The 16315-nt window shown below is 64.2% G+C and carries 25 protein-coding genes; 5 read left to right on the top strand and 20 right to left on the bottom strand.

The window, feature by feature from the left end; translation table 11 throughout:
• Positions 1-203: 203 nt before the first annotated feature.
• Positions 204-1109, top strand: coding sequence for an EamA family transporter RarD (rarD, locus tag ABDJ38_RS01220; protein ID WP_346783254.1), 906 nt, complete (start codon positions 204-206; stop codon positions 1107-1109).
• Here rarD and pyrC read toward each other — a convergent pair.
• A complete protein-coding gene (pyrC, locus tag ABDJ38_RS01215) occupies positions 1106-2143 on the bottom strand; it encodes a dihydroorotase (RefSeq protein WP_346783253.1) in 1038 nt (345 codons plus the stop codon). The two genes, rarD and pyrC, sit on opposite strands and share 4 nt — an antisense overlap.
• Before the next feature lie 80 nt (positions 2144-2223).
• On the opposite strand from pyrC, the gene ygfZ reads away from it, so the two are divergent.
• Positions 2224-2964: a CAF17-like 4Fe-4S cluster assembly/insertion protein YgfZ gene (gene ygfZ / locus ABDJ38_RS01210; protein WP_346783252.1), complete on the top strand. Its 741-nt coding sequence runs from the start codon at positions 2224-2226 to the stop codon at positions 2962-2964.
• On the opposite strand, the gene ABDJ38_RS01205 is transcribed toward ygfZ, so the two are convergent.
• From ABDJ38_RS01205 to rplU, 4 genes are all read right to left on the bottom strand, one after another.
• The gene (locus tag ABDJ38_RS01205; protein ID WP_346783251.1) at positions 2895-3557 is read right to left on the bottom strand and encodes a TetR/AcrR family transcriptional regulator; all 663 of its coding nucleotides are present in this window, start codon (positions 3555-3557) and stop codon (positions 2895-2897) included. The genes ygfZ and ABDJ38_RS01205 overlap by 70 nt on opposite strands.
• Positions 3558-3728: 171 nt before the next feature.
• A complete protein-coding gene (locus ABDJ38_RS01200; protein ID WP_346783250.1) occupies positions 3729-4250 on the bottom strand; it encodes a GNAT family N-acetyltransferase in 522 nt (173 codons plus the stop codon).
• A gap of 163 nt (positions 4251-4413) precedes the next feature.
• Positions 4414-4683 (bottom strand): 50S ribosomal protein L27, encoded by a 270-nt coding sequence (rpmA, locus tag ABDJ38_RS01195; RefSeq protein WP_346783249.1) that lies wholly within the window; start codon positions 4681-4683, stop codon positions 4414-4416.
• A 39-nt stretch (positions 4684-4722) separates the two neighbouring features.
• Positions 4723-5163, bottom strand: a complete 441-nt coding sequence (rplU, locus tag ABDJ38_RS01190) for a 50S ribosomal protein L21 (RefSeq protein ID WP_346783248.1) — start codon at positions 5161-5163, stop codon at positions 4723-4725.
• 214 nt (positions 5164-5377) lie between these two features.
• Between rplU and ABDJ38_RS01185 the strand changes: the two genes are divergently transcribed.
• Positions 5378-5887, top strand: coding sequence for a hypothetical protein (locus ABDJ38_RS01185; RefSeq protein ID WP_346783247.1), 510 nt, complete (start codon positions 5378-5380; stop codon positions 5885-5887).
• Positions 5888-5981: 94 nt separating this feature from the next.
• On the opposite strand, the gene ABDJ38_RS01180 is transcribed toward ABDJ38_RS01185, so the two are convergent.
• The 6 genes from ABDJ38_RS01180 to ABDJ38_RS01155 all read right to left on the bottom strand — a co-directional run bounded on the left by ABDJ38_RS01180 (position 5982) and on the right by ABDJ38_RS01155 (position 8670).
• Positions 5982-6164: a hypothetical protein gene (locus ABDJ38_RS01180; RefSeq protein WP_346783246.1), complete on the bottom strand. Its 183-nt coding sequence runs from the start codon at positions 6162-6164 to the stop codon at positions 5982-5984.
• Between the two features lie 79 nt (positions 6165-6243).
• A complete protein-coding gene (locus ABDJ38_RS01175; protein WP_346783245.1) occupies positions 6244-6693 on the bottom strand; it encodes a molybdenum cofactor biosynthesis protein MoaE in 450 nt (149 codons plus the stop codon).
• A 1-nt stretch (position 6694) separates the two neighbouring features.
• On the bottom strand, positions 6695-6937 hold the full coding sequence (locus ABDJ38_RS01170; RefSeq protein WP_346783244.1) for a MoaD/ThiS family protein: 243 nt from the start codon (positions 6935-6937) through the stop codon (positions 6695-6697).
• Entirely contained in the window at positions 6937-7938 is a 1002-nt protein-coding gene (gene moaA, locus ABDJ38_RS01165) for a GTP 3',8-cyclase MoaA (protein WP_346783243.1), read from the bottom strand. Before moaA ends, ABDJ38_RS01170 begins: the two co-directional genes overlap by 1 nt.
• Positions 7939-7960: 22 nt before the next feature.
• Positions 7961-8302 carry a Rossmann fold domain-containing protein gene (locus ABDJ38_RS01160; RefSeq protein WP_346783242.1) on the bottom strand — a complete coding sequence of 114 codons (342 nt, stop codon included), beginning with the start codon at positions 8300-8302 and terminating at the stop codon, positions 7961-7963.
• On the bottom strand, positions 8299-8670 hold the full coding sequence (locus tag ABDJ38_RS01155; RefSeq protein WP_346783241.1) for a dihydroneopterin aldolase: 372 nt from the start codon (positions 8668-8670) through the stop codon (positions 8299-8301). The genes ABDJ38_RS01160 and ABDJ38_RS01155 overlap by 4 nt, the downstream gene beginning before the upstream one ends.
• A 116-nt stretch (positions 8671-8786) precedes the next feature.
• Between ABDJ38_RS01155 and ABDJ38_RS01150 the strand changes: the two genes are divergently transcribed.
• Positions 8787-9575, top strand: coding sequence for a DUF1499 domain-containing protein (locus ABDJ38_RS01150; RefSeq protein WP_346783240.1), 789 nt, complete (start codon positions 8787-8789; stop codon positions 9573-9575).
• Here ABDJ38_RS01150 and ABDJ38_RS01145 read toward each other — a convergent pair.
• The 3 genes from ABDJ38_RS01145 to ABDJ38_RS01135 are packed head-to-tail and all read right to left on the bottom strand — an operon-like array spanning position 9572 to position 12252.
• Positions 9572-10459, bottom strand: coding sequence for a class I SAM-dependent methyltransferase (locus tag ABDJ38_RS01145; protein WP_346783239.1), 888 nt, complete (start codon positions 10457-10459; stop codon positions 9572-9574). The two genes, ABDJ38_RS01150 and ABDJ38_RS01145, sit on opposite strands and share 4 nt — an antisense overlap.
• Positions 10459-11859 (bottom strand): threonine synthase, encoded by a 1401-nt coding sequence (gene thrC / locus ABDJ38_RS01140; protein ID WP_346783237.1) that lies wholly within the window; start codon positions 11857-11859, stop codon positions 10459-10461. Before thrC ends, ABDJ38_RS01145 begins: the two co-directional genes overlap by 1 nt.
• Before the next feature lie 39 nt (positions 11860-11898).
• Complete coding sequence (locus ABDJ38_RS01135) at positions 11899-12252, bottom strand: ArsR/SmtB family transcription factor (protein ID WP_346783236.1); 354 nt, start codon at positions 12250-12252, stop codon at positions 11899-11901.
• Positions 12253-12298: 46 nt separating this feature from the next.
• Between ABDJ38_RS01135 and ABDJ38_RS01130 the strand changes: the two genes are divergently transcribed.
• A complete protein-coding gene (locus tag ABDJ38_RS01130; RefSeq protein ID WP_346783235.1) occupies positions 12299-12778 on the top strand; it encodes an SRPBCC domain-containing protein in 480 nt (159 codons plus the stop codon).
• A gap of 1 nt (position 12779) precedes the next feature.
• Here the strand turns inward: ABDJ38_RS01130 and ABDJ38_RS01125 are convergent, their stop codons facing one another.
• From ABDJ38_RS01125 to ABDJ38_RS01100, 6 genes are all read right to left on the bottom strand, one after another.
• Complete coding sequence (locus ABDJ38_RS01125; protein WP_346783234.1) at positions 12780-13361, bottom strand: SURF1 family protein; 582 nt, start codon at positions 13359-13361, stop codon at positions 12780-12782.
• A complete protein-coding gene (locus ABDJ38_RS01120; RefSeq protein ID WP_346783233.1) occupies positions 13358-13753 on the bottom strand; it encodes a DUF983 domain-containing protein in 396 nt (131 codons plus the stop codon). The genes ABDJ38_RS01125 and ABDJ38_RS01120 overlap by 4 nt, the downstream gene beginning before the upstream one ends.
• A gap of 9 nt (positions 13754-13762) precedes the next feature.
• Entirely contained in the window at positions 13763-14590 is an 828-nt protein-coding gene (locus ABDJ38_RS01115; protein ID WP_346783232.1) for a cytochrome c oxidase subunit 3, read from the bottom strand.
• A 67-nt stretch (positions 14591-14657) separates the two neighbouring features.
• On the bottom strand, positions 14658-15257 hold the full coding sequence (locus tag ABDJ38_RS01110; protein ID WP_346783231.1) for a cytochrome c oxidase assembly protein: 600 nt from the start codon (positions 15255-15257) through the stop codon (positions 14658-14660).
• Positions 15257-15385, bottom strand: coding sequence for a hypothetical protein (locus tag ABDJ38_RS01105; protein ID WP_346783230.1), 129 nt, complete (start codon positions 15383-15385; stop codon positions 15257-15259). Before ABDJ38_RS01105 ends, ABDJ38_RS01110 begins: the two co-directional genes overlap by 1 nt.
• A complete protein-coding gene (locus tag ABDJ38_RS01100; protein ID WP_346783229.1) occupies positions 15382-16293 on the bottom strand; it encodes a heme o synthase in 912 nt (303 codons plus the stop codon). Before ABDJ38_RS01100 ends, ABDJ38_RS01105 begins: the two co-directional genes overlap by 4 nt.
• Positions 16294-16315: the final 22 nt, after the last annotated feature.

Genomic DNA, 16315 nt, shown 5'->3' with positions numbered 1-16315 from the left:
CGAGCGCCCCGGCGAGACCTTCCTCTAGACGACCAGGAAGGTACGCTACCGCACCGCGAGACAGGGGAACAAGCGGCGCGCCATCAGCAATCGAGATAAATTCCATCTTGATTCGAAACCTATCTAATGGAAGGTAGCTGAACCGGCGGCAACAGCCCGGCCAGCTTGCCGCCAGCAAGGCTTGAGCCTACCGCCCTGGAGCAATGACCCAAGCGACCCTCAGCAGCAAACGCGCCCTCGTCTTCGCCCTCGGCGCCCATGCGATCTGGGGCTCGATGCCGATATACCTCATGCTGGTGCACGAGGTGCCGGTGTTTGAATATGTCGCCTGGCGCACTCTGTTCACCCTGCCGCTGTGTCTTGCGATCATCGCTGTTCGCAGCAACCTGGGCGAGCTTTCCGCCGTGCTGCGCAACCGGCGCACCATGCTCACGCTTGCGGCAAGCGCAGGGCTGATTGCGGTGAACTGGTGCCTCTATGTCTGGGCGATCCAGACAGACCATGTCTATGCCGCCAGCCTTGGCTACTACATCCTGCCGCTGACGATGATGCTGCTGGGGCTGATCTTTCTCGGCGAAAGGCTGACCCGGCGACAGTGGGCGGCGGTGGCGCTCGCGGGGATCGGGGTGGCGGCGCTGGCCGCAGGCGCGCTGACGACGTTGTGGGTGAGCGTCACGCTCGCTCTCAGCTTCGGTACCTATGGCCTGCTGCGCAAGACCGTGGCGGCCGGGCCGGTGGTGGGGCTCGTGGTCGAATCGATGGTGCTGGCGCCGATTGCGATCGGCTTTCTCGTCTGGAGCGCAAAGGCAGGGCCTGGGCTAGCCCTGGGCCGCGACATGCTGGAGACCTTCGGCATCGTGATGGGCGGCCCGATGACAGCCGTGCCGCTGCTGCTGTTTGCCACCGCCGCGCGGGCCATGCCCTACACCGTGATGGGCTTCCTCCAGTTCGTCTCGCCCACCATCGTATTCCTGCTCGGGCTGCTGGTGTTCGGCGAGGAGCTGCACCCCGCGCAGCTTGCCTGCTTCGTCGCGATCTGGGCGGCGGCGGCGTTGTTCATCTGGGATCTGGTCCGCTCGACGCGCCGCCCCGCCGTGCGTCCTGTCTAACCGGCGAGCTTCCAGCCCAGCGTCTCGCCTGCATGGAACGGCACGTAATGCGTGCCCGCCAGTTCGAGCGTGGCCGGCACCTGCTGCTCTTCGCGCACCAGCGTGACCGTCTCCTCGCTCACCGGCAGACCATAGAAAGCCGGGCCGTTGCGGCTGGCGAAGGCCTCGAATGCGTCGAGCGCGTCTTCCTCGTCGAACACGGTGGCATAGCTTTCGAGAGCATAGGGCGCATTGAAGATGCCCGCGCAGCCGCAGGCGTTTTCCTTCGCCTCGCGCGCATGGGGCGCGCTGTCGGTGCCGAGGAAGACCCGTTCGTTGCCCGAGGTGGCGAGCCGGCGCAGGCTCAGCCGGTGATGCTCGCGCTTGGCGACCGGCAGGCAATAGGCATGCGGCCTGATCCCGCCCACCAGCATGGCGTTGCGGTTGATATGGAGGTGCTGCGGCGTGATCGTCGCGGCCACGTTGGGGCCGGATTCAGCAACAAAGTCCGCCGCCTCTTCGGTGGTGATATGTTCGAACACCACCTTCAGCTCGGGCAGGTCGCGCACCAACGGCGCGAGCGCTCGTTCGATGAACACGGCCTCGCGGTCGAAAATGTCGATATCGGCATGGGTAACTTCGCCATGGACGCAGAACACCATCCCGATCTCGGCCATGGTTTCGAGCACCTTGCGGACATTGGCAACGTCGGTCACGCCCGAGGCCGAATTGGTGGTCGCCCCGGCGGGATAGAGCTTGGCCGCGGTAAACACGCCCGCCTCGAACCCGGCGCGGATATCGGCGGGGTCGGTATCGTCGGTGAGATAGGCGGTCATCAGCGGCGTGAAGGCAGCCCCCTCGGGCAGGGCCGCCACGATCCGGTCGCGATAGGCGGCGGCGGCATCGATCGTGGTCACCGGAGGCACCAGGTTGGGCATGATTATCGCCCGGCCGAACTGGCGCGCGGTATAGGGCAGCACGCCCTCCATCACCGCGCCATCGCGCAGGTGCAGGTGCCAATCGTCGGGACGGGGGATCGTGATCGTGTCGGTCATGCGCGCGCTCTGCCACAGGGCGCGCCGAACGAACAGCCCTCCCGCTTGCACGCACGCAGGCTTGCTCCCACCTTAGAGACATGACTGCCCTGCCCCTCGCCCAGCGCGCCGTAATCCGCCTCTCCCCGCAAGACAGCGAAGAGGATGTTGCCAAATTCCTGCAAGGCCTCGTCACCAACGACGTGAGCGGGGATCTGCCCGTCTATGCCGCGCTGCTTTCGGCGCAGGGAAAGACCATGTTCGACTTCCTCGTCTGGCGCGACGGAGACGATCTCTTGCTCGACTGCGAAGCCGACCATGCCGACGAACTGGTGAAACGCCTGTCGCTCTATCGCTTGCGCCGCAAGATCGCCATCACGCGCGATCCGGCGCTGGCGGTCTGGTGGTCTGCCAATGCGGCTGATGGGTTCGCCACAACATCCGATCCGCGCCTCCCGATGCTGGGTTGGCGCGGGCTCGGCCCTTCGCCAGCCAAGGAAATGACCTCCAGCGATGCAGACTGGTTAGCCCATCGCCTGGCCTGCGGCGTGCCCGAGGGTCGCGCGGAACTGGGTGATATTCTCTGGCTCGAAACCAATGCGATGGAACTGGGCGGCGTGAGCTTTACCAAGGGATGCTACGTCGGGCAGGAGAACACCGCGCGGATGAACTGGCGGCAGAAGGTCAACCGGCGGCTTGTCGTCGTTCCGCTGGACCGGTCTGACGAGAAACGCAGAAAAGCCGAACATCCCGACGCCGGCTATGCCATCGATCACCTACGGGTCGAAGGGATACCGGAAGATCTCGTGCCCGCCTGGCTGCCGTTGGGCTCTGGCGTGTAGGAGTGGGCCAGCCGCTCGCGGGCAACGGCGAGCAGCTCTTCCCCATGGCGCTGCGCCGCACCGTGACCGACCGCCAATGAACCGGCCAGTTCTTCTCCCATCAGCGCCTCGCCCAGCGCCATCAGCACCAACGAGTAGGTCAGCTCACGGCGCTTGGTCACTCCGGCGGAGGCCATATCCGCTGGCAAGCACTCATCGATAAAATCATGCACGGCTTCGATAATCGGATCGAGCGCACGCTTGTGACCGGTACAAAGCATCCAGGCAGCGAGAGCACCCGCCCCGCCCGATCCGAACGTATCGAAAATGAAATCAACCATCGTCCGCGGATCGAAGTCGCTGGCCAGCATCAATCGCTTCGACTCAGCCATCTCATCGCAGATCGTGGTGGCAAGGTAATTGGCCAGGGCCTGCTGTAGCCCGGTGGCAGAGCCGAAGTGGTGAAGCAGATTGGCATGGCTACGGTTCACCCGCGCCGCCACCGCCTTCAACGTCACTGCATGAGGGCCTTGTTCGAGGAGCAAGGTGCGTGCCGCTTCCAAAGCGACCGCGCGACTTTCCTGAGCACTCAAGCGCTGACGGCTCAAACTCACTCCTACTCCTGCGACACCAAAGCCCCGTCTTAAGACGATCCAGAATTTCGTTCTGCAATTCCGAGCTACTGGATATCTTCAGTATCCGATCGACCATCGTATTCAAAGTGGAAAGTAAGCATAAGTATATGCTGACAATTTTGTAAGCGACATCATCAAGCAAAGATGGGGTCAGTCGGCGAGTGACAACCGATAGCGCAGCGCTGGCACCCGCCGCCCTCCGCGCCCTGCACAGGCAGTCTGTTCGAGCTGCCCATCAGGCAGAAAGCCCCACCTTCGCAACACCTTACCCGAGGCAGGATTATCGACGAAGTGTCCGGCGCGGGCTTCGCGCAAGCCCAAGGCGCGCGCCGTAGCAAGCACTGCACCCACCGCCTCGCTGCCATAACCCTCGCGCTGGCGACTAGGGGCTATCCAGTATCCCAGTTCATAGGCGGTTTCGGGCTCTGAGGGCGCGAGCCCGATCGTGCCGATCAACGGCGCGCCATCTTCCCCCGGCAGGGTGATGGCAAACAGCATCTCGTCAACTCCGCGCGGCTGGTTGCAGAAGCGGCGCGCATCGTCGGCGGTATAGGGCCATGGCACGCGTGCGAGCATCCTGACGACGCTTTCGTCGGCAATACCGGCGAAAAGCTCACGCCAGTCTTCAGGAAATATCGGCCGCAGCATCAGCCGCTCGCTGCGTATGAACATCACATTTCTCCTCGACCAGCCCGCAGCCCCGGACCTCCGGTGGGCTGGCGGGCGGAAGGAGAAACGCAAAAAAGGAGACGGGGCGGCCCCATCTCCTTCCAGTGCCGGGCTATTCGCCGCCCGACTGGGGCCATCCCGGTGGATGGCCCGCTATCACCATCCGTTATTCGGCAGCTTCTGCCATGGCATCGACCGACACATACTTGCGGCCGAGCTTGCCGTCGTGAAAGCGCACGACGCCTTCAGCAGTGGCAAACAGGGTGTGATCGCGGCCGATGCCGACGTTCGCGCCCGGGTAGAAACGGGTGCCGCGCTGACGCACGAGAATGTTGCCGCCGAGCACCTGCTGCCCGCCGAACTTCTTGACGCCAAGACGCTTGCTTTCTGAATCGCGACCGTTGCGCGACGAGCCGCCAGCTTTCTTATGTGCCATTGTGTCTTCTCCGTAATCCTGAGCCGGGCGTGCCGGGCTTTATTCCTTGTCGGCCTTGGCGGCAGGCGCGGCGTCCTTGGCGGGCGCGGCCTTGCGAGCCTTCGGCGCGGCCTTCTCTTCGGACGTGTCTTTCACCGGAGCATCGGCCTTCTTGGCAGCAGCCTTCTTCGCCGCCGACTTGCCCTCGCCCACACCGACGATGCGCAGCAAGGTCATCTGCTGGCGGTGGCCGTTCTTGCGACGATAGTTGTGACGGCGACGCTTCTTGAAAACGACCACCTTCTCGCTCTTGGCCTGGGCAATGATCTCGGCCGAAACCGTGACCTTGCCAGCATCGGCCAGGCTCTCGCCCTCACCGGCGAGCAGGATATCGTCCAAAACGACCTTGTCGCCGGCGTCACCCGCCAGCTTCTCGACCGCGATCTTGTCTCCTTCGGCGACGCGATACTGCTTGCCGCCCGTGCGCACTACTGCGAACATGGTGCTATAATCCGTTTCATCTGGTGTCGTCCTTGCCAGAATCGAGCCTGTGTGACCCATCCCCGCGCAAACAACAAAAAAGGGCGCCCCTCGGGCACCACAAGAGCGCTGCCGTTAGGCGATGGCCCGCATCGAGTCAATGCCGAGAACACCATGAAGGCCAAAAATTGCCGGGCTGGAAAGGTGTCTCACCTCAGGCTAGTGCGATAACTCCATGATAGCCAGAATCGCCATGCTGTTCGTTGCGGCCGCGCCGCTTGCTCTTGCGGCCTGCGCCACGCCCGCGGGCGAATACCCATCGCTCGCCCAGCGCGAGATCGAACGGGTCGGCATGGTGATGACGCCGCCGCAGACGACTCCTGCCCCGCCCCCCAACCCCACCGAACCGGTGTTGTCGCAGGCCCGAGAGCTGGTCGAATCCGTCCGCACGGCCCATGCCGCCTTCCTCGCGAGCGAGAGTGCCGTGCGTTCGCGCGTGGCCGCGGCTCGCGGTGCCACTGCGGGCAGCGACGCCTGGGCTCTGGCCGAAGTGGCGCTGGCGGGTCTGAGTACGCAACGCAGCCGCGCAATGGTGGCGCTGGCCGATCTCGACCGGCTGTTCATCGCTGCCAGCACGTCAGGCGAATCGACCGAAACCATTGGCGAAGCACGCAGCGAGGCTGCCGACATGGTGGCAGCGGAAGACGCGGTCCTGTCCGAACTATCTGCCCAGCTGGCCTCCTAGCGAATAGGGCAAAGAAAAATGCGCGGGGCCGCCCTCGTGACCCCGCGCAACTCTGAAGACTGTGCCCATATGGCAGCTGCTGATGGCAATGCCCCTAAGCCAGAGCAGCTATCGCCGCCGAACCCAGCGCCCAGAGAATGATCAGGACCGGGAGAAAGTAGTCCTGAACTCGTGAAACCAGACCGCTCACGCGTTCTGGCATGACAGTGTGGGTGCCGATAGAATCTGCGGCTGCAGTGGTGGCCAATCCTGCCATCGATCCGCCTGCTTTAGCCATCTGTTCGGCTCCTTCGTTACAGGAACCGGTTTGGCGCTATCGCTGGAGGCCATCCTTGATCGCGGTCAAATCGAACGGATCATTTGCTCCAGCGGGCGAGATCGGAATGATCTTCGTCGCGCGGTTCGATCCAGTGCCAGCCATCGGCGCGCTGCTCGCGCTTCCAAAACCAGCTGTCGGATTTCAGGTGATCCATGCAATAGTCGACCGCACCGATGGCCCCGCGCCGGTGCCGCGCACAGGCCGCGACCATCACGATCGGCTCGCCCGGCTCCATTACGCCATGGCGGTGCATCACCAGCAAGCCCAGCAACTCGAAGCGATGCACGGCCTCCTCGGCAAGTGCTTCCATGCCCGGACCGGTCATCTTCTCGTAGTGCAGGAGCTCGAGCGCGCGCACATCATCGTCGGCGCGCACGGCTCCGATGAAGCTCGCAAGGCCGCCATAGCCCGGATGGGCATTGGTGAACGGGCCGAGCAAGGCCCCGGGGTTGAACGGCTGATCAACCAGATGGACGTGGATCGCCATGTCAGCCGCCTGAAACGGGCGGGAGCAACGCAATCTCGCTGCCGTCGGGCGCGGCGAGCGTCGCCTTGTCGCTAACTAGCGCGCCGTCGAGCGCAAGCTTGACCTTGTCGCTCTGCACCTGCGCGGCGAGCTGCGGACCAAGCTCGGCGAGCAGCCCGTCCCAGTCGAGCGGACCGGCGACATCGCGCTCGGGTGCGCCCGCAAGGTCGGCCAGCTTGCCGAGGAAAACGAGTTTTACCGCCATCAACCGCCCGTCACTGACATATGGCGCGGCTGCGCCGGACCGCTTCCCTGTTCGATACGGAAATGGTGCTTCTCCGGCTTTATGCGCATGGCCTCGTCCAGCGCTTCGGCCAGTCGCGCATCGGGTGTGTCCGAACGCAGGGCCGCGCGCAGGTCGACCATCTCGGCCCCTCCGAGGCAGGCATAGAGCTGGCCGGTGGCGGTGATGCGGATGCGGTTGCACGAGGCGCAGAAATTGTTCGTCAACGGGGTGATGAAACCGAGCCTGCCGCCGGTCTCCTCCACCCGTACATAGCGCGCCGGGCCGCCGGTCGAATCGGGAATGTCGGTCAGCGTCCAGCGTTGCTCGAGCCGGTCACGCACGGCGGGCAGCGGCAGGTAGTGATCTGAGCGCTCACCCTCGATCTCGCCCAACGGCATGATCTCGATCAGCGTCATGTCAGCCCCGCGCGCGTGCGACCATTCGACGAGGAAGGGAATTTCCTCCTCGTTCAGGCCCTTCAGCGCCACGGTGTTGAGCTTGACCTTAAGCCCCGCCGCCTGCGCCGCCGCGATCCCGCGCAGCACCTTCACCAGCCTGTCGCGCCGCGAAAGCTGCTCGAACAGCGCGCTGTCCATCGTATCGAGGCTGACGTTGATGCGGCGAATACCGGCGGCGAACAGATCCTCGGCGAACTCTTCAAGCCGGGTGCCATTGGTAGTCAGGGTCAGCTCGTCGAGCCCGTCGCCGATCTTACGACCGAGCGCGCGAATCAGCTCGATCACGTCGCGGCGCACCAGCGGCTCCCCTCCGGTAAGGCGGATCTTGGTAATCCCGCGCTCGATCATCCCCAGCGAGAGTTTGTGCAGCTCTTCAAGGCTCAGCACGTCCTTCTTGGGCAGAAACTGCATCGCTTCGGGCATGCAATAGGTGCAACGCAGGTCGCACCGGTCCGTCACCGACAGGCGAAGATAAGAGATGCGGCGCTGGAAGGCGTCGACCAAGGGCTGGCTGCAGGACATTGCGCCCTACTTAGCCATTTTTTCAGCGATTGCCATCCAAGCAGAGCACTTGCCCTGTCACGCCGGGTGCGCGGGCCAGATATTCGAGCGCCCGCGCCCGTGCCTCCTGCGCCTCGGTCTGGCTGGCGATGGCATTCACCCGCACCGGGGCAAGCTCGCGCGCCAGCTGCCCCACCACCGCCTGCCGCCAGCTTGCGTTGGAATGATCGGCAGCGGCGAAGTCGATGACGACGAGCGGGTGCTCCTGCGCCTGCTCACGCACCAGCGGGACGAGGCTGGCATGAAACTGCGCCGCCGCATCGAGCGCGCTTGCAGGCAAATCACGTGCCGCAACAATCGCCGGTCCGCTCGGCCCTGCGGTCATCGCCGGTCGCGGTGGAGCGTGATGCCGATCTTCTCATCCGCCTCGCTAAGCGCCAGCTTCACGATCTTGACCGTCACCGCCTCCACGCGCTCGTCCTGCAGGAACAGCGTTTCGCACACGTGATCGGCCACGGCCTCGATCAACTGGTAATGCGTGTCGCCCAGCGCTTCGGAGCAGGCGAACTTCAGATCCATGTAGTTCTTGCTCGCGCTCAGCGGCGTTTCGGGGACAAAGCGTTCGGGCGGGCACCGGAAACGCACCTGCACGGTAAAGCGCAGCGGCTGCGGGCGGCCTGTCTCCTCCGAGTAGATGCCCGTGTGGACATCGTGTTCGAAGTCGGCCAGTTCGAGAGTAAGGCTGTCTGCCATGGCGCGCGCATGGCACCAGTGCGGAACCTTGGCAAGCTCCCCGGTGTTTGTAGCTTTGACGCAGGCGAGCGGGTATGAGCCTTCTCATACACCGGCCAATCGAGGGGACCACAGCGATGAACGAGACAACCGCATACGAGACCGACACGCCGACGAGCGCCCCTTCAACGGGCGCCAAGATCGCGCGCGGCCTTGGCGCTTTCGCACTGGGGGGCGCGCTGCTGGCTGTCCTCATCGCACTCGGCGGGCTGACCCTCGCGCGTTATGACCTCATCGACAAGCTCTCCGGCTTCCGCGCTTTCATGATGATGATGTGGCCGGCAGGCGTGATCGCCATCGTGGCGCTGCTGGCGATGATTATCGGTTTCGTCGTCAAGGGTGGTGGCGGCAAACGCTGGAAGGCGGGCCTCGCGCTCGTGCTGAGCGCGGGGCTGGTGCTGGTGATGTACACGCAGGTGGTGATGCCGGCCGGCAAGGCGCCGCCGATCCACGACGTGAGCACCGACCTCAACAACATGCCGCAGTTCGTCGCGCTCGATGTCGCGCCGGTCAGCACCGGGCCATTCTCGCAAGAGGAATGGCGCGCCTTCCACACAGAGGCCTATTCCAACATCGAGCCGATCCTGATCGACCGCAGCCCGTCCGAAGTGCTCGCCGCCGCGCGGGTGCTGATGGAGCAGCGCGGGTGGACGGTCGCCGAGACGCAGCCGGTCGAAGAACAGCTCGAAGCGACCGCCTATGCCGGCTACCTGCGATTCCGCGACGATGTGGTTGTGCGCGTGACCCCGGTGATGGACGGCTCGACCCGCGTCGATATGCGCTCGGTCAGCCGAGTGGGCGTGAGCGATCTCGGCTTCAACGCCAGGCGCGTCCGCGATTTCCTGAAAGACCTCTCGGCGGCTTAATCGTTCGCCCAGCGGGCGAAAATGGCGGTGGGCAGCAGTCGGCCATCAGGTCCGTCCTCGCGCACCGCCAATTCGCCATATTCGATCCTTCCCGGAAGATCAGCAAAGGCCTCAGCCAAGAGGCCCGCAAGCGCGAGCGAACTCATCCGCACGGCATAGACGGTCAGGAACAGGAAGCGGCTTTCGGAATCGAGAAGCTGGCGGCAATCGCCGATCAGGCCGGGCAGGCCCTCCTCCAAACGCCAAGTTTCGTTCTTCGGACCGCGCCCGAACTTGGGCGGATCGAGGATGATCCCGTCATAGCGATTCTCGCGGCGCACTTCGCGGGCGACGAACTTGGCGCAATCGTCGATCAGCCAGCGCACGGGGCGATTGTCCATCCCCGACAGGGCCGCATTCTCACGCGCCTGGGCGACCGACTTCTTGCTCGCATCGACGTGGGTGACCTGGCCGCACTCGCTCAACGCCAGGCTGCCCACACCGGTGTAGCCGAACAGGTTGAGCGCGCTCGCATCGGGCTTGCCTGCCAGCATCGAGCGCATCCAGCTCCACACCGGGGCCATGTCTGGGAAGAAACCGAGATGGCGGAAAGGCGTACACTGGGCGGTAAAGCGGACCTCTTCCCAACCGAGCGGCCAGCCCTCCTCCGGCACCTGTTGGGCGAATTGCCAGCGGCCGCCACCGTCCTCGTCCGATCCGGGGACAAATTCGCCGTGGGCGTCCCACTCGGCAAGCCTCGGCGCCCACATGGCCTGCGGCTCGGGGCGTATGAAGCGATAGTCGCCATAGCGTTCGAGCTTGCGGCCATAGCCCGAGTCGACAAGGCCGTAGTCGGCCCAGCCCACGCCCGCCATCACCAGCGGATCTGCGGCCAGGTCAGCCATCAGGCCGACGGCGTCGCGTGCGCCTCGATGAAATCGCGCACGGCATCGTAGTCACCTGGCAGGCGGTCGTATTGCTCGGCCCGCTCGAACAGGTCGCCCATCCGGCCCGGCAACGATGGCCGGGTTCCGGTCGCCCGCTCGACCGCATCGCGGAACTTGGCCGGGTGCGCCGTCGCCAGCGTGACAACGGGGATCTCCGCCGCAATGCCCGCCGTACGCGCCGCGTGGAGACCGATCGCGGTGTGCGGATCGATCACCTGCCCGCACTTCTCGTGCGCCCAGGCCATCGCCTGTCCCATGTCGTCGGCATCGGCGCGGGCGCTGGTGAACAGCGCGGCGGCACCTTGGCGCTGGGCATTGGTGAGCTGCATCGCCTTGGTGCTCTCGAAGCCCGCCATCTGCTCAGCCAGTGCCTTGCCGTCGCGCCCGCCAACATCGAACAGCAGCCGCTCGAAATTCGACGACACCTGAATGTCCATGCTCGGCGCAGCAGTGGGGGTGACGGTGCCGGCAGAATAGTCGCCGCTGGAGAGCGCGCGATGGAGGATGTCGTTCACGTTGGTGGCGACGATCAGCCGCTCGACCGGCAGCCCCATCTGCGCCGCAACATAGCCGGCGAACACGTCACCGAAATTGCCCGTCGGCACCGAGAAGGCGACCTTGCGCTGCGGCGCGCCCAGCTGGAGCGCGGCGGCGAAATAGTAGACCACCTGCGCCATCAGCCGTGCCCAGTTGATCGAGTTCACCGCGCTGATACGAAAACGCCCGGTCATGTGGCTGTCGACGAACATGCGCTTTACCATCGCCTGCGCATCGTCGAAGCTGCCGTCGATTGCGATATTGTGGACGTTGGGCGCGCGCACCGTGGTCATCTGGCGGCGCTGCACGTCGCTCACCCGGCCATCGGGATGCAGCATGAAGATATCGACCCGTTCGCGCCCGGCCACCGCGTCGATGGCGGCAGAGCCGGTGTCACCGCTGGTCGCGCCGACGATGGTGAGGTGATCCTCGCGCTTGGCAAGGAAGTGCTCGAACAGGCGGCCGAGAAGCTGCAGCGCCACGTCCTTGAAGGCAAGCGTCGGACCGTGAAACAGTTCGAGCAGCCAGTGCTGCTGGTCGAACTGGACGAGCGGCGTCACCGCCTGGTGCGCGAACCGGCCATAGGCGCGCGTGCAAAGGTCGCGCAGATCATCCTCGGTGAGGCTGGGCGTGACGAAGGGCAACATCACCTTCACCGCCAGCTCTACGTAGGAGAGGCCCGCCATGGCGGCGATCTCGGCCTCGCTGAAGCGCGGCCATGCCTCGGGCACGTAAAGCCCGCCATCAGACGCGAGGCCAGCGAGGGTCACGCCCTCGAAATCGAGCGACGGCGCATTGCCGCGGGTGGAGACGTATTTCATCGGGAAAAGCGGTTAGCGGCGAGGAGCGCCGCCCGCAAGCTATGCCTTGCCGCTCATGACGGACTGCTCTTCCGTCTCGAGCTTGCTCTTGAGGTCAAGCAGCCGGCTAGCCGCGCGCGCGGCGTGGGGGCCGATCCAGCGTTCGTGAATTGCGGCAATGGGCATGGCGTCAAGATGGTTGAACCGCTCGCGCCCCTTCCTCACGGGAACCACCAGCCCTGCTTGCTCAAGCACGCGCAGGTGCATCATCACCGTGGTGCGATCGAGCTCGGGCAAGCAGGTACAAAGCTGCCCGGTGGTGAGCGGACGCAGCTTCAGTTGATCGCAGATCGCCCGCCGGTTGGCGTTGGCGAGCGCCTTGAACACACGGTCGAGTTCTTCATCGTTTGACATGTGATGTTTTTATAACATAATTGAGAGCGAATCAAGGAGAGCGTCCATGCAGGTCAATTTTCGTATCTCGGGTCGGATCGCAAAGCCGGTGGAAGAGGTGTTCGAGGCCGTGGCCGATCCGGCCAAGCTATCGGAGTACTTCACAACTGGCGGGGCCAGGGGACGGATGGAGGCGGGCTCCACGGTCTTGTGGGACTTCCACGATTTTCCCGGAGCTGTCCCGGTCGAAGTCGTCGAGGTTCTGCCCAATGAGAAGATCGTGATCGAATGGAGCGCGAGCGAAGGCGAGACCGGCGAAATCGGTGCGAAGCTGGCAGAAGCAGACTACAAGACCACCGTCACCATGCTGTTCAAGCCGCTCGACGACGGGCGGACTCTGGTTGAAATTGTCGAGGAAGGATGGCGCGACACGCCAGGCGGGCTGCGCAGCGCTTTCCTGAATTGCGAAGGCTGGACCGGAATGCTCGCGGCCATGAAGGCCTGGATCGAGCACGGCATCAACCTGCGTCACGGCTTCTACAAGTAGGCTAGGCCTCGCGCTGCCGGCGGCGCAGCGCCAATACGTAGATCACCAGCGCAGTGAGTGCGAAGAAGAACCACTGCACCGCATAGGCAAGGTGATTGTTCGGCATGTCGTTGGGATCGGGCCGCGCAATCGGCTGGAGCCCGGCAAGGCCATCGCTTGCAACCACCTTGTAGTCTTCGCCAAGCCGCACCAGGACGCCCGAGATCTCTCCGCCAGCGAAAGTCGGCTCGCGTGGGCCTCGCGACCATCCGATGTCGGCCAGCAGCGCCGGCTCGCCCGCGCGACAGACATAGCGATGGACATAGCCCGCCGCATTATCGGCGCTGCGCCCGGCTACCGCTGTCCAGCCTGAAGGCGTAGCGCAGGAGAACCGCACCCGACGATAGACAAGATCGTCCGCGCCATCGAGCGAAGACAGCTCCGCCACCGAGGAGCTTTGCGCATTGCGCGAAAACTCGGCGATCATCGCTTCCTTCTGCCCTAGCCGGTCCAGCTGCCAAAAGCCCAGCTTCACCATGATGGCTGCAGCCAGCAGCACCACCAGCGTGGGAACGATTGGCCAGCGGCGGATGCCGAAAATCATTCGTCGCCCTTGTACTCGTGACGATGCTCTTCGGCCCGGCGCGAAAACTCGCTCGCCAGTAGCCATGACTTGCACAGCCGCAGCCCGAGGATCACCCCGCCGGTCGTCAGCGGCACCCACAGGATCACGTGCAGCCACCAGGGCGGCTCGAACGAGAGCTGCAGCCACAGCGCGCCGATCACCACCAGGGCACCAACGATCATGGTCAGGAAGGCCGCCGGCCCGTCACCGACATTGAAGCGCGAGAAGTCGAGCCCGCAGGAGGGGCACTTGTCGGCGAAGCGGGTGAGACCTGCAAACAGGCTCTTCGCGCCGCAGCGCGGACACAAACCGAAAAGGGCAGCCTCACCGATAGTGGGCTGCCCCTTCGTACTATCGTGGGCGTCGCTCACGAACAGGCCTTAGTGATATTCGGCACCCAAGCCGCCCCACACGTAGACGGTGATGAAGAGGAACAGCCAGACCACGTCGACGAAGTGCCAGTACCAGGCGGCAGCTTCGAAGCCGAAGTGCTGCTGCGGGGTGAAGTGGCCCTTGTAGGTCCGCGCCAGGCAGACGATCAGGAAGATCGTGCCGACCAGCACGTGGAAGCCGTGGAAGCCCGTCGCCATGTAGAAGGCCGAGCTGTAGGTGTTGCCGCCGAAGCCGAACGGCGCGTGGCCATATTCGTAAACCTGCACGGCCGAGAACAGCACGCCGAGCGCGATGGTCAGCCACAGGCCCTTCTTCAGACCGTCGCGGTCACCATGGATCAGGCAATGGTGCGCCCAGGTGACGGTGGTGCCCGAGCAGAGCAGGATCAGCGTGTTGAGCAGCGGCAGGTCGAACGGGTTCATAACCGCTTCGATACCGGCCGGCGGCCACACGCCGTCGACCACCTCGGCCATGGCCGAGGGGAACAGCGCGAAATCGAACCACGACCAGAACCAACCGACGAAGAACATCACCTCCGAGGCGATGAACAGGATCATGCCATAGCGCATGTGCAACTGCACCACGGGAGTATGATCGCCCGCCTGCGCTTCGTTCACGATCTTCGAGAACCAGCCGAAGAATGTGGCAATCAGGCCTGCAACGCCGAGGCCGAGCACCAGATGCCAGTTCGTGAAATAGTCGGAGTGCATGAACATGACCATGCCGCTGGTGAACACCAGCCCGGACATCGCGCCGGCAAACGGCCAGATGTCAGGCGGAAGGATATGATAGTCGTGGTTCTTGGCACCGGCCATTGTCTGTCTTCCCTGATCGGCAGATTTGCACTTGCCCTTAGAACGCGCTTTCGGCGCGGTCCAGAGCCTAACTCTCGCCTTCCCCCTCGCTTGTTGCCGACTGGTCGGCAGCGCGGTGGAAGGTATAGGACAAGGTGATCTGTTCCACCTCGTCCATATTCGGATCATCCAGCGCCTTCGGGTCCACGAAGTAGAGCACCGGCATACGCACTTCCTGCCCCGGCTGGAGCACCTGCTCGGTGAAGCAGAAGCACTGGATCTTGTTGAAATAGGCGCCGGCCTGCTCGGGCTCGACGTTGAAGGTGGCGGTGCCCGTAATCGGCTCCGATGAATTGTTGCGGGCGACGAAAATCGCCATGTCGCGCTGCCCGATGGTCACCGTGTCAGTGCGCTGAAGCGGCCGGAAGTCCCACGGCATGTCGCGCTCGGTGTTGGCGTCGAAGCGGATTGAATAGGTCGTCGCGCCCGCACTTGCGGCAAAACGCTCGGCCAGATCGGCGTCGGCCTCGCTCGCGCGCTGAGTGGTTCCCGCAAAGCCCGTCACCTGGCAGAACAGGCGGTAAAGCGGCACCGAAGCATAGCCAAGCCCAAGCATCCCCAGCGCCGCCAGGAATGCGAACAGCATGGTGCGCCGATTGCGCGCGTCGAGGGTTGCTGTCTGCGACATCAGTTACCTCCGATCCGGACAATGGTGATGAAGTAGAACAACACTACGAAGCCGAACAACCCCAGGGCAATCACCACGTTGCGCGCCTTGCGGCGGCGGACGAACTCTTTTTCTTCCTCGGGCGTCATGCCAGCACCATCCGATCAGCCACCAAGGCGGCGAACAGCGCGAACAGGTACAACACCGAAAAGGCAAACAGCTGCTTTTCCGGCTTCATGGTGTCGCCCGGCTGCGACTGGCGGAAGGCCACCCGCGCCGACAGCACCAGAAAGGCCGCCGACAAGGCAAGCGCCGCCGCACCATAGATCGCGCCGACTCCGCCAATCGCCCAGGGGGCAAGCGCGACGGCTAGCAGGATCACCGAATAGGCAAGGATCTGCTGCCGGGTCGAGCGTTCGCCCGCCACCACCGGCATCATCGGAATACCGGCCTTGGCATAGTCGGTCTTCACAAACAGCGCGAGCGCCCAGAAGTGCGGCGGTGTCCAGGTGAAGATGATTGCGAACAGCAGCACCGGCATCAGCGTGATTTCACCGGTCACCGCGATCCAGCCAATCAGCGGCGGGAAAGCCCCGGCACCGCCACCGATCACGATGTTCTGCGGCGTGCGCGGCTTCAGCCACATGGTATAGATGACCGAATAGTAGACGATCGACAGCGCCAGAACGCCTGCCGCCAGCGGATGGATCGCCAGCCCCATCACGATCACCGAGGTGAAACACAGGAACAGGCCGAAGTCGCGCGCATCCTCGCGCCGCATCCGCCCGCCGGGAAGCGGCCGGTTTGCAGTGCGCTTCATCAGCGCATCGATATCGGCTTCCCACCACTGGTTGAGCACGGCCGCCCCGCCCGCTCCCATGGCGATGCACAGGATCGCGGTGAAGGCGAGCACCGGATGAAGATAGCCCGGCGCGGCCAGCAAGCCGCACAGCCCGGTGAACACCACGAGGCTCATCACCCGCGGCTTGGTCAGCGCGAGGAAATCGCGCCAGTCGGCCGGAAGCGTGGGAGCAAAGGTGGCGGTTGTCGTGTTCACATCTGGTCCTTTGCGAAGGGGC

It is taken from the genome of Aurantiacibacter flavus, from assembly GCF_039710615.1.
GTDB classification, from domain to species: domain Bacteria; phylum Pseudomonadota; class Alphaproteobacteria; order Sphingomonadales; family Sphingomonadaceae; genus Alteraurantiacibacter; species Alteraurantiacibacter flavus.
The sequence above is the reverse complement of the archived record's forward strand: the minus strand, read 5'-3'. Positions and strand labels throughout refer to the sequence as shown.

Bases quoted from the DNA above. Each gene is read 5' to 3' on its own strand.
- rarD (WP_346783254.1), top strand. From the start codon at position 204: ATGACCCAAGCGACCCTCAGCAGCAAACGCGCCCTCGTCTTCGCCCTC.
- pyrC (WP_346783253.1), bottom strand. From the start codon at position 2,143: ATGACCGACACGATCACGATCCCCCGTCCCGACGATTGGCACCTGCAC.
- ygfZ (WP_346783252.1), top strand. From the start codon at position 2,224: ATGACTGCCCTGCCCCTCGCCCAGCGCGCCGTAATCCGCCTCTCCCCG.
- ABDJ38_RS01200 (WP_346783250.1), bottom strand. From the start codon at position 4,250: ATGTTCATACGCAGCGAGCGGCTGATGCTGCGGCCGATATTTCCTGAA.
- rpmA (WP_346783249.1), bottom strand. From the start codon at position 4,683: ATGGCACATAAGAAAGCTGGCGGCTCGTCGCGCAACGGTCGCGATTCA.
- rplU (WP_346783248.1), bottom strand. From the start codon at position 5,163: ATGTTCGCAGTAGTGCGCACGGGCGGCAAGCAGTATCGCGTCGCCGAA.
- ABDJ38_RS01185 (WP_346783247.1), top strand. From the start codon at position 5,378: ATGATAGCCAGAATCGCCATGCTGTTCGTTGCGGCCGCGCCGCTTGCT.
- ABDJ38_RS01180 (WP_346783246.1), bottom strand. From the start codon at position 6,164: ATGGCTAAAGCAGGCGGATCGATGGCAGGATTGGCCACCACTGCAGCC.
- ABDJ38_RS01175 (WP_346783245.1), bottom strand. From the start codon at position 6,693: ATGGCGATCCACGTCCATCTGGTTGATCAGCCGTTCAACCCCGGGGCC.
- ABDJ38_RS01170 (WP_346783244.1), bottom strand. From the start codon at position 6,937: ATGGCGGTAAAACTCGTTTTCCTCGGCAAGCTGGCCGACCTTGCGGGC.
- moaA (WP_346783243.1), bottom strand. From the start codon at position 7,938: ATGTCCTGCAGCCAGCCCTTGGTCGACGCCTTCCAGCGCCGCATCTCT.
- ABDJ38_RS01160 (WP_346783242.1), bottom strand. From the start codon at position 8,302: ATGACCGCAGGGCCGAGCGGACCGGCGATTGTTGCGGCACGTGATTTG.
- ABDJ38_RS01155 (WP_346783241.1), bottom strand. From the start codon at position 8,670: ATGGCAGACAGCCTTACTCTCGAACTGGCCGACTTCGAACACGATGTC.
- ABDJ38_RS01150 (WP_346783240.1), top strand. From the start codon at position 8,787: ATGAACGAGACAACCGCATACGAGACCGACACGCCGACGAGCGCCCCT.
- ABDJ38_RS01145 (WP_346783239.1), bottom strand. From the start codon at position 10,459: ATGGCTGACCTGGCCGCAGATCCGCTGGTGATGGCGGGCGTGGGCTGG.
- thrC (WP_346783237.1), bottom strand. From the start codon at position 11,859: ATGAAATACGTCTCCACCCGCGGCAATGCGCCGTCGCTCGATTTCGAG.
- ABDJ38_RS01135 (WP_346783236.1), bottom strand. From the start codon at position 12,252: ATGTCAAACGATGAAGAACTCGACCGTGTGTTCAAGGCGCTCGCCAAC.
- ABDJ38_RS01130 (WP_346783235.1), top strand. From the start codon at position 12,299: ATGCAGGTCAATTTTCGTATCTCGGGTCGGATCGCAAAGCCGGTGGAA.
- ABDJ38_RS01125 (WP_346783234.1), bottom strand. From the start codon at position 13,361: ATGATTTTCGGCATCCGCCGCTGGCCAATCGTTCCCACGCTGGTGGTG.
- ABDJ38_RS01115 (WP_346783232.1), bottom strand. From the start codon at position 14,590: ATGGCCGGTGCCAAGAACCACGACTATCATATCCTTCCGCCTGACATC.
- ABDJ38_RS01110 (WP_346783231.1), bottom strand. From the start codon at position 15,257: ATGTCGCAGACAGCAACCCTCGACGCGCGCAATCGGCGCACCATGCTG.
- ABDJ38_RS01105 (WP_346783230.1), bottom strand. From the start codon at position 15,385: ATGACGCCCGAGGAAGAAAAAGAGTTCGTCCGCCGCCGCAAGGCGCGC.